We start from the raw sequence: 15,439 nt of genomic DNA, 5'->3' as shown, positions 1-15,439 counted from the left end.
AAAAATGTTCAAGATACTTACAATATTCTTTTTTAGAAAATAGATTTTAATTTCTAATGCGTTCTGAGTTGGTTTCGCCAAACCCGATAAGCCTATCAAAGCGAGCACCAAGGTCTCTGTAATATACCAAAACTTTATAATTATTTTCTGTTTGCCAAAAATTACCGCTTATGGCACCTTCATCCAAATTACCATCTGAATCTACAGTAACGAATTTATAATTGTAAAACCCTTGCTTGAGTTTTAAGATGCATTCGTAATTGCCACTTTCTCTATTATAGAACATGCGAGTCATATCTTCTATAGCAAAGTTATTGAAGTTGCCATATACATAAACGTCTTTATCTACAAACTCATCTTCAAGAAGTGTAAAATGTACTAGTGTATAATCTGCTTGGACGTCAATATTATCAACATCTATTGCATTAACTAAAAAGTTTCCGTTTATATCAGGATTCCAGGTGTAAGGTCTGTTTTTTCTATTTATTTGTTTAAATAAATAACTGTGATATAAATCTTTTAGGTCTATAAATTGAATACCTAAACTTGCAGTACGAACATTTTTGGTCTCAAAATTTAAGTACTCATTTCCTGCCCAAAACGAAGCTTCATCATCATATCTATATATCAGTTCTCTGCCGATTGTATATTGAGGTTTTAAGTCTGATATTGCGGTATTTAAATTATTATTCTGAATAATCAATGTCTTAATAGTTTCCAGCGGATTGTTAAGATTTATACTGCCAGAATTAATCTTGATGTTTACAATTTGTTTTTCATTAATAGTTTCAAAATTACGAGTGCGTTTTGCTTGTACACCAACGGTAGCTATATCTTCTACAATCATAAACTTTCTAGAAAACATGACTTCGTCATAATCGTCATAGATTGTAATCATGTAATTGCCAGATTTTAATAATCCTTTAGTTTGTCGGTTTGGGATTCTTAAATCGTAATGCGAATACATTTGATACGTATTTAAAGAATTTAGGTAGTTTATGATTCTCACATTGTCTATACCTTTAAGATATTCTCCTTTAACTAGTTGAGAAGGCTTCCAGTCAAAATCAAAATACTCTATTTTATAGTAGAAATCTTCTTCATTGCCGGTAAGAGCATCAAACTCAAGGCTAAAAGGCTCGCCTAATCTTAGTATAGGTAACTGAGCTTGACTAGTGCTACCTTTAAAAGTTATAGTTTTTATAAAATCTGGAGGTAATATTTCTTCAGTTTGAGAAAAACCTATAATGTGACAAGTCAGAAAAAATAATATACAAAGTGTTTTTTTAATCATGCGTAGATTTATTGACAGACAAAGATAATCAAAATCCATGCCTTTAATTTTAGTTATAAAATTTCTTCAAAAAAATATTATTTAGAATAATTATAAATAAAATCATGTCAAATATATATTGTATAAAATTGCCCTTTTAATTCGTATTTTTGCACCGATTTTTTAGATAACTAATCTTAAGAAATATGTCAAAAGACATTAGAATAAAAAAAGGCTTAGATATAAAATTGGTTGGCGAAGCCGAAAAGACCACCGAAAATGCTATAATTAGCAATACTTTCACAGTTAGGCCAGAAGATTTTCACAGTATTACACCAAAACTTGTTGCAAAAGAAGGTGCAAAAGTAAAAGCTGGAGAAACATTATTTTTTAATAAAGATAACGAAGCTATGAAGTTTGTTTCACCTGCTTCTGGTGAAGTTACTGAAGTGCTAAGAGGCGAAAGACGTCGCATCATGGCAATTAAAGTGACGGCAGACAAAGAGCAATCTTATGTAGACCATGGTAAATTTGACTTAAACTCAGATGCAGATGCTTTAAAAGCACATTTGTTAGCTTCTGGTTGTTGGGCTTTTATTAAACAACGTCCTTACGATGTTGTTGCTAACCCAAGCAATACACCTAAGGCTATTTTTATTTCTGGGTATGCTTCTGCGCCATTAGCTGCTGATTTAGATTTCACCTTAACAGGCAAAGAAGCAGAATTACAAGCAGCGGTTACCGCACTTTCTAAACTAACGGATGGTGGTGTTCATATTTCGGTTGGTAAAGGTTCAAATTCACCCTTAGCTAATTTAGATAATACATCTACTTATTCTGTTTCTGGTCCTCATCCATCAGGGAATGTAGGTACTTTAATAAATAAGCTTAGCCCAGTTAATAAGGGAGAGATAGTTTGGACAGTAAATGCTCAAGATCTAGTTATTATTGGAGAGCTATTGTTAACGGGTAAGTTTAACGCTGAGCGTACGGTTGCATTAGCAGGTTCTTCAGTTAAAAAGCCACGTTATTTCAAAACCAAAATAGGCGCTGAGGTGTCTACAATGGTATATGATAATGGTGTTGATAAGGATGGTAATGACAGGATTATTTCCGGTAATGTATTATCAGGGAAAGAAGTAAAACCAGACGGGAGTTTAGATTATTATAGCAATGTAATAACAGTTATACCTGAAGGTGATGATTACGAATTTTTCGGTTGGAATAAACCAGTATTTAATAAAATATCTCCTTCTAGAGCATTGACTTTTTCTTGGTTAACTCCAAATAAGAAGTATGATTTAAATACAAATACCAACGGCGAGCATCGCGCATTTGTTGTTACAGGTAACTACGAGCAAGTATTTCCTTTAGATATTTATCCTTTACAAATCTTAAAAGCATGTATGTATAAGGATTTAGATGAGATGGAAGCTTTAGGAATGTACGAAGTTGCTCCTGAAGATTTTGCGTTAACAGAGTTTATTTGTGTGTCTAAACAACCACATCAAAAAATTATAAGAGAAGGATTAGACTTAATGCTTAAAGAGATAGGATAATGGGTTTAAAACAAAAATTACACAATTTTAAAGTTAAGAATCAGGACAAAAAATGGCTTCCTGGATTTAATGCTTTATTCACGTTTTTATACATGCCAAATGAGACCACTCATAATGGGACTCATATTAAGGCAGCTGACGATTTAAAGCGTACAATGAATACAGTAATCATGGCCTTAGTACCATGTTTAATATTTGGTATGTTTAATGCGGGTTATCAACATTATTTAGCTCAAGGTTTAATTGAGCGTGCTGATGGTTTTTTAGGAGCTTCATTTTGGACTTGGGATAACTTAGTTATTGGTCTTTGGAAAGTGCTTCCGTTAGTGGTCGTTTCTTATGGCGTAGGTTTAGCAGTAGAATTTGTTTTTGCAATTATTAAAGGACACGAAGTTGAGGAAGGTTATTTAGTTACTGGTATGCTAGTGCCATTAATTGTTCCTGTAGATATTCCATTATGGATGTTGTCAGTAGCAGTTGTTTTTGGTGTTGTTATAGGTAAAGAAGTTTTTGGTGGTACTGGAATGAATATTCTTAATCCTGCATTAACTATTCGTGCATTCTTATTCTTTGCATATCCTACTTGGATGTCAGGCGATAAAGTTTGGGTTCATGGAGCTAATGCGGCAACTGGAACACCAGATGCTTATTCAGGAGAAACAATTTTAGGAAGTTTAGCTCAAAATAATGGCACATTAGGCCATGATATTTGGGATATGTTCTGGGGAATTATTCCTGGTTCGGTTGGAGAGACATCTAAATTCTTAATTATTATAGGTGCCTTATTCTTAATCTTTACTAAAATTGGAAGCTGGAGAATTATTGTTTCTACATTAATTGGAGCTTTAACAATGGGCTTAATCTTTAATGGTGTTGTTTCTGCAGAATGGATTGGTGAATCAAGTAAATTTTACGGATTAATGAATGTGCCTTTCTGGCAACATCTAATTATAGGTAGTATTTTATTTGGTGCGGTTTATATGGCAACAGACCCTGTGACTGCGGCACAAACCAATAAAGGAAAATGGATTTACGGTTTTTTAATCGGATTTATTTCTATTATGATTCGTGTATTTAATCCAGCATACCCAGAAGGTGTATTCTTAGCAATATTATTAATGAATGTTTTCGCACCGACTATTGATCACTATGTGATACAAGGCAATGTAAAGCGAAGACTTAAACGTGTAAAAGTAAAAGCAGCATAATTATGGCAGTTGATACAGATAAAAATTCGTACACCATCATATTTGCAGTAATAATGGTTTTAGTTGTAGGCTCATTACTGGCCTTCACAGCATCTTCATTAGCTCCAAATATTGATGAAAATGAAAGAATGGAAAAGCAACAAAACATCCTTTATGCAATGGGTGTTAATGGTAATGTAGACAAAGGAGATATTACTTTTGTTTCTACTGATAAGGTTGCTGATGAATTTTCTAAATATATAAAGCAACAATTAGTTATCGAAAATGGAGAAGCCAAAGAAGATAACGAAGCTTATTTAATTGATATTAAGAAAGAACAAGCCAAAGCTAAAAACGGGGGGACAAGACGTTTGCCTTTATTTGTTGGAGAAAAAGATGGTAAGACGTTCTATGTAGCACCAATTAGAGGAAAAGGTTTATGGGATGCTATTTGGGGCTATGTAGCTTTAGATGCAGATATGGTTGTGCAAGGTGCATTTTTTGATCATAAAGGTGAAACACCTGGTCTAGGTGCAAATATTAAGCAACGTTATTTTATGGATGATTTTAATGGTGAACGTTTATTAACTGATGCGGGTGTGTTCAAAGGCATTACAGTTGCAAAAGGTAACAATGACCCAACAAATAAAATTAAAGACGATTACGAAGTTGATGCTTTAGCAGGTGCTACGATTACAGGAGATGGCGTATCTGCAATGATTAAGAAAGACTTAAAATTGTATTTACCTTACTTTAAAACTTTACAATAATATGGGACTACTTTCAAAAAAAGACGCAAAGTTAATTACAGACCCGTTAGCAGATAATAACCCAATTACTATTCAGGTATTAGGTATATGTTCAGCATTAGCAATTACAGCAGAGCTTAAAGCTTCTATTGTTATGAGTATTGCCGTATTGTTTGTATTAGGAATAGGTAACGTAGTTATTTCTTTAATAAGAAATATTATACCATCAAAAATTAGAATTATTGTACAACTTATTGTTGTAGCTTCACTAGTAATTATAGTTGATCAAGTGCTTAAGGCTTTTGCTTACGAGCTAAGTAAAACCCTATCAGTATTTGTTGGATTAATTATTACCAACTGTATTATTATGGGACGTTTTGAAGCCTTCGCCTTGGGTAATGGACCTTGGAAATCCTTTTTAGATGGTATTGGTAATGCACTTGGCTATGCAGTTATTCTTATTATCGTAGGTTTCTTTAGAGAGTTATTGGGGTCGGGTACTTTATTAGGTATTCCTGTTTTAGGAGATCCAATTGAAAAGACATTTGTTTACTCTATAGGATATGAGAATAATGGTTTTATGTTAATGCCGCCAATGGCTTTAATCATTGTAGGACTCATTATTTGGGTACAACGTAGTAGAAATAAAGATTTAATAGAAGATTAAGCGTTATAGCTTCAACTATAAAAGCATAAGAAAATGATAGAACATTTAGAATTATTTTTCAAATCCATTTTTATAGATAACATGGTATTTGCCGTGTTTTTAGGAATGTGTTCGTATTTAGCAGTTTCTAAAAAAGTAGCAACAGCTGTGGGTCTTGGTGCCGCAGTAATATTTGTATTAGCCATTACAGTACCATTAAACTGGTTATTAGACCAATATTTATTGCAACCAGGGGCATTATCATGGTTAGGTCCTGAATATGCAGATTATGATTTAGGCTTTTTGTCTTTCATCATGTTTATTGCAACGATAGCAACAATGGTACAATTAGTAGAAATTGTAGTAGAGAAGTTTTCTCCTTCATTATATAATTCGTTAGGTATATTTTTGCCATTAATTGCTGTAAACTGTGCCATTTTAGGTGGTTCATTGTTTATGCAATCTCGTGAAATCGAAACTTTTGGATTAGCACTTAATTACGGAATATCATCTGGGATTGGTTGGTTCTTAGCCATATTGGCTATTGCAGCTATTCGTGAAAAAATTAGGTATAGCGCAGTGCCTGCACCGTTAAGAGGTCTAGGGATTACGTTTATAATCACTGGTTTGATGGGTATTGGATTCTTAAGCTTTGGAGGAATGTTAACCGGAGGCGATGAAGAAGAAGCACCTAAGACTGAGCAAGCTATTCAAATAGAAGAAAAACAAACTGAAACAGCTAAGGAATTAGCTGAGAATACAAAAACTATAGACTAAATATGATTTTAGCAGCAAGTACATTAGGAACAGTATTAGCCACTGTAGCAGCGTTTTTGTTAATTACGTTGGTATTGGTGAGTTTATTACTATTTGTAAAGCAAAAACTATCGCCATCTGGTCCAGTAAAGATTCTGATTAATGGCGAACGTGAAATAGAAGTAGCTTCAGGTGGAACTTTATTATCTACCTTAGGTGGAAATAAAATTTTCTTACCATCTGCTTGTGGTGGTGGTGGAACTTGTATTCAATGCGAGTGTCACGTTTTATCAGGTGGAGGAGAAGCATTACCAACTGAAACACCTCACTTCTCTCGTAAAGAATTACAACATGGGGCGCGTTTATCTTGTCAGGTAAAAGTAAAGCAGGATATGGAAATTACTATTCCTGAAGAAGTATTTGGTATCAAAAAATGGGAGGCAACAGTTGTGCGTAACTATAATGTGGCTTCTTTTATTAAGGAATTTGTTGTTGAGATTCCTGAAGATATGGGATACAAAGCCGGTGGATATATTCAGATTGAAATTCCTGAGTGTGAAATTAAATACTCAGATATTGATATTACAGCACACCCTGAAGAGCATGAAGTAGCGGATAAATTTCAAGCGGAATGGGATAAGTTTGGGCTTTGGCCATTAACTATGAAAAACACTGAAATTGTTGAGCGTGCTTATTCAATGGCTTCTTACCCAGCTGAAGGTCGAGAAATTATGCTTAATGTACGTATTGCAACACCGCCATGGGATAGGTCTAAAAACCAATGGATGGATGTGAATCCAGGTGTGGCTTCATCTTATATTTTTGCGCAAAAACCAGGAGATAAAGTAACGATATCTGGTCCTTATGGTGAATTCTTTATTAACGAGTCTGAAAGCGAAATGCTTTATGTAGGTGGTGGTGCTGGTATGGCGCCAATGCGTTCGCACTTATACGAATTATTCAGAACCATTAAGACTGGACGTAAAGTGACTTATTGGTACGGTGGACGTTCTAAGCGTGAATTGTTCTACATCGAGCACTTTAGAAAATTAGAACAAGATTTTCCTAATTTTAAATTCTATATGGCACTTTCTGAGCCTTTAGAAGAAGACAATTGGAAAGTGAAAAAAGATATTAATGATGAAGCTGGTGACGGTTTTGTAGGATTTATTCATAATTGTGTTATTGATAATTATTTAAATCATCACGAAGCGCCAGAGGATATAGAATTATACTTCTGCGGACCACCATTAATGAACCAAGCAGTACAGAAAATGGGAGAGGATTTTGGAATCCCAGATGAGCATATTAGATTTGATGACTTTGGAGGATAAACTTCAGATGATATAAATACAAAAACCCAACACGAAAGTGTTGGGTTTTTGTATTATGCTATTAAAATTCTTATTAAGCTAATGCATATTTTGGTTTATCATTTTCGTACTCAAAGAGTTTAGAGTAGTTCATAATGTTTGCTATACCTTCTAGTCTACACAGATGTGATATCACAGCTGTTAGTGCTTTAAAAAGCACATGCTTATCTGTTGGGTTGTTTGGTTTTCCGTTTTTATGATGTAATGGTAGTTTGTAACCGCAGGCTTTTAAGAAAATAGATTCAATAGTCAATAACTCTAATGGTGTATAACCATTAAAACGACGCCCTAAATTCTGATGAAATGTTCCAATATAATTCAAATTAGTAGAGCCATGCTCATCAGATAAATATTTCCAACTTTCAGTGTTATTCAAAATATTACCTACTGCACATTGTTTACAACATTCAGGATTTAGTGTATTATTATGAAATGCTGTATAGAGTTTTTCTATAGCAGCTTCAAAACGTTTTGAAGTTTTCATAGTATCAATTTTTCTTTTTCGGACAATTAAGATACGAAAAAATTGAGCGTTAGGATGTTAAGGTTTGTAGATGATTCCTTTCAATCTTTAAAAATGTCATCAAAAAGCGATTTTATTTAAAACAAAATCGGCATCACAAATTGAAATAATAAGATTAATAAAGCTACAGAAATCAAATTCAAGATAATACCAGCACGAGCCATTTGATGCACTTTAATAAAACCACTAGCAAAAACTATAGCATTTGGCGGTGTAGCCATAGGTAACATAAAGGCACAACTGCTCGCAATTGTTACCGGAATCAATAAATGTAAAATGGGAATTTCTAATCCAATAGCTATACCTGCTACTACTGGAATTAGAACTGCGGTAAGTGCAACATTACTCATTAATTCAGTCATAAATAACATGAGCAGAATTAGTAAAGAAGCGGTAATTAGAATACCAATATTTGCATTTGAGATGCCATTTGCAACAACGTCCACAATGCCACTTGCAGACATGCCTTTAGCTAATGCTAGTCCACCACCGAAAAGAATTAAAATACCCCAAGCTAGTTTCTGAGTATCTTTCCATTGCAAAACAAAATCTCCTTTCTTTAAGTTATGCGGAATGGCAAATAGGGCAATTGCACCAAAAATACTTATAATGGTGTCAGAAAGTTTTAAATTGGGTAATAGTGAATTGATAAGACCTCTAAAAATCCATAGCGAAACAATAACTGCAAAAATGATTAATACATGACGCTCTTTAGGCGTCAGCTTTCCTAATTTTTTTAACTCATCTGAAATCACAGATGATGATGCGCCAAAAACTAAATCTTTACACGGAAATAAAAACTTTACTAGAACCAGATATACAATAGTTATGAGTAATACTGAAAATGGTAATCCAAACGACATCCATTTTGCAAATGAAACTTCCATATTATATTCGTTTTCTAATAATCCTATCAATACCGAGTTTGGTGGTGTGCCAATAACAGTAGCTATTCCGCCAGCGTTGGCTGCAAATGCAATACCTAGCATAACACTTAGCGCAAAATTTTTATCGGCTTTTGTAAAGCCATCTTTATCGTCTATTAAAAGATTAATTACAGACATGGCAATAGGAAGCATTACTACTGTACTTGCAGTGTTACTAATCCACATGCTCATAAAAGCTGTAGCAATCATAAACCCCAAAATAACACGGTTTGGTGATGTGCCGGTAAGATTAATTATAGTTAAGGCTATACGTTTATGAAGATTCACTTTTTCTAATGCTAAAGCCAAAACAAAACCACCAAAGAAAAGAAATACGATTGGACTTCCATAGTTTGCACCTACATCTGCCATTGGCATAATTTTGAAAAGTGGAAATAATAAAAGTGGTAAAAGTGCGGTAACAGATATTGAAACAGCCTCTGTAATCCACCAAATAACCATCCAAAGCGCAACGCCGATTACTGTATCTGCGGTCTCGGAAATCAAGTTAAATGAAGAAAATTGAATTACTAAAAATAAAATTGGTCCAAAAAAAAGGCCAATACGTTTTGATAATGGGTAGTTACTCATGACTTAAAAATAGAAATTAAATACGAAACTTCTCATATTAACCGTTACTACTATTGATGAAAAAACTACTCTTCTTTCTTTTTGTAATTGTTGCTATTGTTGTTTTTGCGTTTCAGTTTCAACCTGTGAAGCAAACAGTTGTGGCAGTTGTAACCAAGCCTACGTACTTAAACAAAAGCGGAAAAAACATAAAAGAAAGAGTGAAGATTCCTGAAGGTTTTACTAGAGTGCCATATGATTCTTCATCATTTCAGCATTATATAAGGCATCAAAATCTCAAAAAATTTGGAACCAAGGTCATTAATTATGATGGTGAACCTTATTTCTATCAGTTAGGACATGTAGGCGTTTTAGATGTTGATGTACCGAGTAATGGATTGCAGCAATGTGCAGATGCTCTAATTAGATTAAGAAGTGAATATCTTTGGAAAACGAATCAGAAAGGTAAAATAGGCTTTAAGTTTACAAGCGGGCATTATTGCTCTTGGCAAAAATATGCCGAAGGTTACAGGCCAAAAATTAATGGTAATAAAGTAACGTTTCATAAGACAGCACAATCAGATAACTCTAAAGCTAATTTCTATAAATACCTTAATCTTATCTATACGTATTCTGGTACCATGTCTCTAAATAATGAGTTGAAAGAAATTAAATCAATTAAAGACTTAAAGATTGGGGATATGCTTATAGTAGGTGGTTTTCCTGGGCATGTTATTATGATTGCAGATATAACCCAAAATGAAAATGATGAGCGTATGTTTCTACTTATTCAAGGCAATACACCTGCACAAAGTATTCATTTATTAAAAAACTTGGATGATTCTGCTATTTCTCCATGGTATAAATTGCAATTAAATTCGGAAATATCTGTGCCAGGCTTTACCTTTACAAACTCTAAGTTTGTGAGATTTAAAGATGAGTAAACCATTATCAAAACAGGAACTACACAACCTTGCCATGAATTATGTTGGTAAGGATTTAGAATCTCGTGGTTTTGAATTTGTGGCTATAAATAGTAAGCTTAAAAAGCATCCGCAATTTGTTTGTATCGATAAGAATAGTCAATATTTTTTTGTGATAGTTAGAGCTACTATTTTGCCTGAAAATCCGAATAATTACGATATAGTTTGGATGGAAACCTTTAAGCAGCATGCTTTTAAGAAAGATGCCAAAGTATTATATGCTGGAGTCGGTCTAGGAAATCCTAATGGTGAAGATTTGCCAATCTATCTTAATGAAGATTATTTAATTGAATATAATGGCATTCAAGTTATTGAAGCCAATTTAAACTAACCCAAATGAGAAGATTTTTTTTAGTTTTAAGTATAGTAGTACTTTTTGTTTCATGTGAAGAAAAAGAACCAACAAATACTAAGTTGAGTGGGCCTATCTTTGGCACAACTTATAATATTCAATATTATTCTGAAACTAATTATCAAAAAGAGTTTGATAGCTTGTTTGCTGTAATTAATAACTCACTTTCGACATATATTTCAGATTCTGATATATCTAAGTGGAACAGAAATGAACCTGTAGAAGTTGATGCGCATTTTATAAAAGTATTTAATGCGTCTAAGAAAATCTTTAAAGAATCAAAAGGTGTTTTTGATCCAACAATTGGTAATGTAGTTAACGCATGGAATTTTGGTCCAGATGAAAATAAATTTTTGACAGATAGTACAACTATTAATAATTTAATGACTTATGTTGGTTTTGATAGAGTTATAAAAACGCCAACAAAATTTATTAGGCAAAATAAAGCTTATTTGGATTTTAATGCTATTGCTAAAGGTTATGGTATTGATGTTATCTCAGAATTTATAGCATCAAAAGGTATTGGTGATTTTTTAGTTGATATTGGGGGCGATTTACGTGCTTCAGGTATTAATAAAGAAAGTGGAAAAGGCTGGACAGTTGGTATTGAGGACCCAAATTTTGATGATACCAAATCGTATTCAAAAGCCATAACATTAACTAATAAAGGTATGGCGACTTCTGGCACGTATCGTAAGTTTAAGGTCGATGAAGCTGGGAATAGATATGCTCATATCATTGATACTAAAACGGGTTATCCTACAAAAACTAATGTTTTAAGTGTTTCGGTAATTGCACCAAATGCTATGTTAGCGGATGGTTATGCAACTACTTTTCAGGCAATGGGAGTAGAAGGCACTAAAGAGTTTTTAAAGTTTCATCCTGAGTTACAAGTGTATTTTATCTACTTGAATGAGAGTAATACTTTACAAACTTTGAGCCTGAATGGGTTTCCAGAGTGAGATTAGTTTTTATAAACCATAGGAATAATTTCGCCTTTGGCTAAACAGTATGTTTCTATGTCTTCTTCGGAAAGTTGAGAAGTGTAATCTATTTCATCAACATTAAAACCAATAGAACGAAGCTTATCAAAATAATCACGACCATAAACACGCACATGGTCGTATTGACCAAATATTTTTGCACGCTCTGTTTTGTCGGTTATGGAGTCGTCTTCAAATGTTTGCTCTCGATTTAAATCTTGTGGAATTTGAAAAATTCCATAACCACCAGGTTTCATAACACGATATAACTCTTGCATTGCTTTGGTATCATCAGGGATATGCTCTAAAACATGATTGCAAACAATAATGTCGTAACTATTATCTTCAAAAGGAAGATTGCATATATCTGCTTTGACGTCAGCGATAGGTGATAGTAAATCGGTTGTAGTGTAGTCGAGATTATCTAATTTTCTAAAACGTTTTAAGAAGCATTGTTCAGGAGCAAAATGTAGGATTTTTTTGTTAGCAGAAAAGAAATCAGTTTCGTTTTGTAAATATAGCCAGAGTAATCTGTGACGTTCTAGACTTAGTGTAGAAGGTGATAGTACATTATCACGTTGTTTTCCATAGCCGTAAGACAAAAAACTTTTAAAGCTTTTGCCATCAATTGGATCGGTAAATGTATTTCCTTTTAAAAAGAAAGCCAATATAGGTCTAGCGATATAGCTTAACCTAATCAATAAAGGTCTAGGAATAGTATTTAATATGAGTTTGAAAAGACGCTTCATTAAAGCACTAGAGCATTTTGTCTAAACTCTTCTTCCTCATTACTCTCTATACCTAGTGCATCGTAGATATATGCAAAGGTCGATAGCAATTCTGGTTTGCCGTCTACAATAGCTACATCATGCTCAAAATGTGCACTTGGTTTATTGTCTAATGTTGTAATGGTCCAGCCATCTCTATGTTGCTTAATGCGTTGTGTTCCTAAATTTATCATTGGCTCTATGGCTACAACCATACCTTCGATAAACTTCTTTCCACGACCACGTTTGCCATAGTTTGGCATTTCTGGATCTTCGTGCATTTTACGACCTAAGCCATGACCCACTAATTCTCTTACTACCCCATAACCATGAGCTTCGCAATACTTTTGTATGGCAAAACCAACATCACCTACGCGGTTACCAAGTTTAAATTCTCGAATACCAACATATAATGATTCTTTAGTGACCTCTAAAAGTTTTTGAGTTTCAGGTGCAATTTCACCAATAGCAAATGTGTAAGCGTGGTCACCATAAAAATCATTTTTTATTGCACCACAATCAATAGAAATAATATCACCTTCAACCAATGGCGTATCATTAGGAATTCCATGTACAACTTGTGAGTTAGGACTCATACACAAAGTATTAGGAAAATCATATAATCCTAAAAACCCAGGTATGGCACCTTGGTCTCTAATACACTCTTCAGCAATTTTATCCAACTCAAGCGACGTTACGCCAGGTTTTACAGCCTTGGCAACTTCTCCTAAAGTTTTAGAAACTACAAGCGCAGCTTCTCGCATTAATTCTATTTCTTCTTTTGTTTTTGCAACAATCATTTTACTCGGTATTGGTGCGCAAAGATACTAAAATATGTGTGCTATTATTATCTATTGAATAATCCGAAAAACCCTTTTTTAGATTTTGGCTTTTCGATATTTGGGATTTCGTTAGTAAGTATTTGGTAAGCTTTCCCCCAGCCAATAAATCCACCTATGTTTCTATCATCGATAAAAAAATCGGCGTGGATTTTTGGACTTTTATCTTTTGAATATTGTTCTTCTGGGAAGCTTTTATTTACAGCATAAAACTCAACACCATTTTCTTTGCAGAATGCAACCGCTTCTTCTAGTCTTTTTCCATCTCTGTAAGTCCACAAAATAAGACGATGGCCATCATTTTGCAGACGTTTAAGTGTTTCGAAGGCAAATAACTGCGGCTTGCCTATACTTGGATAGGCATCTTCAACAATGGTGCCGTCAAAATCTACAGCTAATATGAGTTTCTCTTTAAAATGCATGATTTATACTAAAGTATGTTGTGTCATAGCTTCAGGTTGTTTTATTCCTATTAAATGTAAAATTGTAGGCGCAATATCTCCTAAAATTCCATCTTTTATATGTTGCAATTCTTTGTCAATTAAAATCACAGGAACCGGATTTGTGGTATGTGCTGTATGCGGCGTTCCATCAGGATTTATCATAGTTTCGCAATTACCATGGTCAGCAATTAAAATTGTAGTGTAATCATTTTCTAAAGCGGTAGATACCACATCTTTTACACATTTATCAACAGCTTCACATGCTTTGATTGCGGCTTCCATAACACCAGTATGACCTACCATGTCTCCATTTGCAAAGTTAAGACATACAAAATCAACATCTCCTTTTTCTAATTCTGGTATTAAAGCATCACGCAATTCATAAGCACTCATTTCTGGTTTTAAATCATATGTAGCTACTTTTGGAGAGTTTCTTAGTATCCTTGTTTCTCCTGTAAAAGGTTTTTCTTGTCCGCCAGAAAAGAAAAATGTGACATGCGGATATTTTTCTGTTTCTGCAATTCGTATTTGTTTCTTATTATGTTTTTCTAAGATTTCACCAAGGGTTTCTGTCAAGTTATCTTTATTGAAAATAACATTTATACCCTTGAAGCTCTCATCATAATTTGTCATAGTTACATAATGCAATTTTAATTTATGCATGTTGTACTCATGGAAATCGTTTTGCGAAAGAGCATCGGTCAATTGACGTCCGCGATCCGTTCTAAAGTTAAAGGAAATGACAATATCATCATCTTTTATAGTAGTTATAGCATTTCCTTGAGAGTCTATATTAACTATAGGTTTTATAAACTCGTCTGTAATATCGTTTTCATAACTCTCTTCAATAGCTTTAAGCACAGATGATGTTTTATTTCCTTCTCCATTAACTATGGCATCATAAGCTATCTTTACACGTTCCCAGCGTTTATCTCTATCCATGGCATAATAGCGACCAGTAACGGTAGCAAGCTTTGCATTGGTTTCTTCTAATTTTTCTTGAAGTTCTGTGATAAAACCATAGCCCGATTTTGGGTCTACATCTCGCCCGTCAGTAAATGCATGGACAAAGACATTATTTAAGCCATTCTCTTTTGTGGCATCTAATAACCCAAATAAGTGATTAATATGTGAATGTACACCTCCATCACTAACTAAACCTAAAAGGTGAATATTTTTATTATTGCTTTTTGCATAAGCAAAAGCATCTTTAAGTACTTTTTCTTCTTGAAGTGTTTTGTTCTCAACAGCCAAATTAATTTTCACTAAATCTTGATAGACGATACGTCCAGCTCCCAAATTCATATGTCCTACTTCGCTATTACCCATTTGCCCTTCAGGCAATCCTACGTGTAGTCCATCGGTTCTTAGTGTAGCATTTGGGTATGTTGTGTAAAGTGAATCTATAAATGGTGTTTGCGCATTATCTATTGCGGAAACTTTTGGGTCTGGAGACATGCCCCAACCATCCAAAATCATGAGAATTACTTTTTTATTCATTGTAATCTGT

General features: G+C 33.9%; 16 protein-coding genes. 9 read left to right on the top strand and 7 right to left on the bottom strand.

Features of this window, described 5'->3' with window-relative positions; all coding sequences use genetic code 11:
* Nucleotides 1-46: 46 nt before the first annotated feature.
* Nucleotides 47-1,294 carry a type IX secretion system plug protein domain-containing protein gene (locus Q0770_RS01625; protein WP_299113332.1) on the bottom strand — a complete coding sequence of 416 codons (1,248 nt, stop codon included), beginning with the start codon at nt 1,292-1,294 and terminating at the stop codon, nt 47-49.
* Nucleotides 1,295-1,479: 185 nt separating this feature from the next.
* Between Q0770_RS01625 and Q0770_RS01620 the strand changes: the two genes are divergently transcribed.
* The 6 genes from Q0770_RS01620 to nqrF are packed head-to-tail and all read left to right on the top strand — an operon-like array spanning nt 1,480 to nt 7,504.
* Nucleotides 1,480-2,832 (top strand): Na(+)-translocating NADH-quinone reductase subunit A, encoded by a 1,353-nt coding sequence (locus Q0770_RS01620; RefSeq protein WP_299113330.1) that lies wholly within the window; start codon nt 1,480-1,482, stop codon nt 2,830-2,832.
* Entirely contained in the window at nt 2,832-4,040 is a 1,209-nt protein-coding gene (locus Q0770_RS01615) for an NADH:ubiquinone reductase (Na(+)-transporting) subunit B (protein ID WP_299113328.1), read from the top strand. The genes Q0770_RS01620 and Q0770_RS01615 overlap by 1 nt, the downstream gene beginning before the upstream one ends.
* Nucleotides 4,041-4,042: 2 nt before the next feature.
* Nucleotides 4,043-4,789 (top strand): Na(+)-translocating NADH-quinone reductase subunit C, encoded by a 747-nt coding sequence (locus Q0770_RS01610; protein ID WP_299113326.1) that lies wholly within the window; start codon nt 4,043-4,045, stop codon nt 4,787-4,789.
* Nucleotide 4,790: 1 nt separating this feature from the next.
* A complete protein-coding gene (locus tag Q0770_RS01605; protein ID WP_299113324.1) occupies nt 4,791-5,435 on the top strand; it encodes an NADH:ubiquinone reductase (Na(+)-transporting) subunit D in 645 nt (214 codons plus the stop codon).
* Between the two features lie 33 nt (nt 5,436-5,468).
* Nucleotides 5,469-6,191: an NADH:ubiquinone reductase (Na(+)-transporting) subunit E gene (gene nqrE / locus Q0770_RS01600; RefSeq protein ID WP_299113322.1), complete on the top strand. Its 723-nt coding sequence runs from the start codon at nt 5,469-5,471 to the stop codon at nt 6,189-6,191.
* Nucleotides 6,192-6,193: 2 nt separating this feature from the next.
* Nucleotides 6,194-7,504: an NADH:ubiquinone reductase (Na(+)-transporting) subunit F gene (gene nqrF, locus Q0770_RS01595; protein WP_299113320.1), complete on the top strand. Its 1,311-nt coding sequence runs from the start codon at nt 6,194-6,196 to the stop codon at nt 7,502-7,504.
* A gap of 73 nt (nt 7,505-7,577) precedes the next feature.
* Here the strand turns inward: nqrF and Q0770_RS01590 are convergent, their stop codons facing one another.
* Both Q0770_RS01590 and Q0770_RS01585 read right to left on the bottom strand, forming a co-directional pair.
* Nucleotides 7,578-8,027: a Na(+)-translocating NADH-quinone reductase subunit F gene (locus tag Q0770_RS01590; protein WP_299113318.1), complete on the bottom strand. Its 450-nt coding sequence runs from the start codon at nt 8,025-8,027 to the stop codon at nt 7,578-7,580.
* Nucleotides 8,028-8,143: 116 nt separating this feature from the next.
* Nucleotides 8,144-9,583 carry a DASS family sodium-coupled anion symporter gene (locus Q0770_RS01585; protein ID WP_299113315.1) on the bottom strand — a complete coding sequence of 480 codons (1,440 nt, stop codon included), beginning with the start codon at nt 9,581-9,583 and terminating at the stop codon, nt 8,144-8,146.
* Between the two features lie 56 nt (nt 9,584-9,639).
* Here Q0770_RS01585 and Q0770_RS01580 point away from each other — a divergent pair, with 56 nt between their 5' ends.
* Genes Q0770_RS01580 through Q0770_RS01570 form a run of 3 tightly spaced genes read left to right on the top strand, consistent with a single transcriptional unit; the run spans nt 9,640 to nt 11,859 of the window.
* Entirely contained in the window at nt 9,640-10,506 is an 867-nt protein-coding gene (locus Q0770_RS01580; RefSeq protein WP_299113313.1) for a DUF4846 domain-containing protein, read from the top strand.
* Nucleotides 10,499-10,876, top strand: coding sequence for a Na(+)-translocating NADH-quinone reductase subunit F (locus tag Q0770_RS01575; RefSeq protein WP_299113311.1), 378 nt, complete (start codon nt 10,499-10,501; stop codon nt 10,874-10,876). Before Q0770_RS01580 ends, Q0770_RS01575 begins: the two co-directional genes overlap by 8 nt.
* Nucleotides 10,877-10,881: 5 nt before the next feature.
* The gene (locus tag Q0770_RS01570; protein WP_299113309.1) at nt 10,882-11,859 is read left to right on the top strand and encodes an FAD:protein FMN transferase; all 978 of its coding nucleotides are present in this window, start codon (nt 10,882-10,884) and stop codon (nt 11,857-11,859) included.
* Nucleotides 11,860-11,861: 2 nt separating this feature from the next.
* On the opposite strand, the gene Q0770_RS01565 is transcribed toward Q0770_RS01570, so the two are convergent.
* From Q0770_RS01565 to gpmI, 4 genes are read right to left on the bottom strand one after another with little or no spacing between them, the layout of a single operon-like run.
* On the bottom strand, nt 11,862-12,629 hold the full coding sequence (locus Q0770_RS01565) for a class I SAM-dependent methyltransferase (protein WP_299113307.1): 768 nt from the start codon (nt 12,627-12,629) through the stop codon (nt 11,862-11,864).
* Nucleotides 12,629-13,447: a type I methionyl aminopeptidase gene (map, locus tag Q0770_RS01560; protein WP_299113305.1), complete on the bottom strand. Its 819-nt coding sequence runs from the start codon at nt 13,445-13,447 to the stop codon at nt 12,629-12,631. The genes Q0770_RS01565 and map overlap by 1 nt, the downstream gene beginning before the upstream one ends.
* 47 nt (nt 13,448-13,494) lie before the next feature.
* Entirely contained in the window at nt 13,495-13,908 is a 414-nt protein-coding gene (locus tag Q0770_RS01555; RefSeq protein ID WP_299113303.1) for a BT0820 family HAD-type phosphatase, read from the bottom strand.
* Between the two features lie 3 nt (nt 13,909-13,911).
* Nucleotides 13,912-15,429, bottom strand: a complete 1,518-nt coding sequence (gpmI, locus tag Q0770_RS01550; RefSeq protein ID WP_299113301.1) for a 2,3-bisphosphoglycerate-independent phosphoglycerate mutase — start codon at nt 15,427-15,429, stop codon at nt 13,912-13,914.
* Nucleotides 15,430-15,439 lie beyond the last annotated feature (10 nt).

It is taken from the genome of uncultured Winogradskyella sp., assembly GCF_947501905.1.
Taxonomy (GTDB): domain Bacteria; phylum Bacteroidota; class Bacteroidia; order Flavobacteriales; family Flavobacteriaceae; genus Winogradskyella.
Note: the sequence above shows the minus strand (reverse complement) of the source record. Positions and strands in the feature narration are given on the sequence as shown.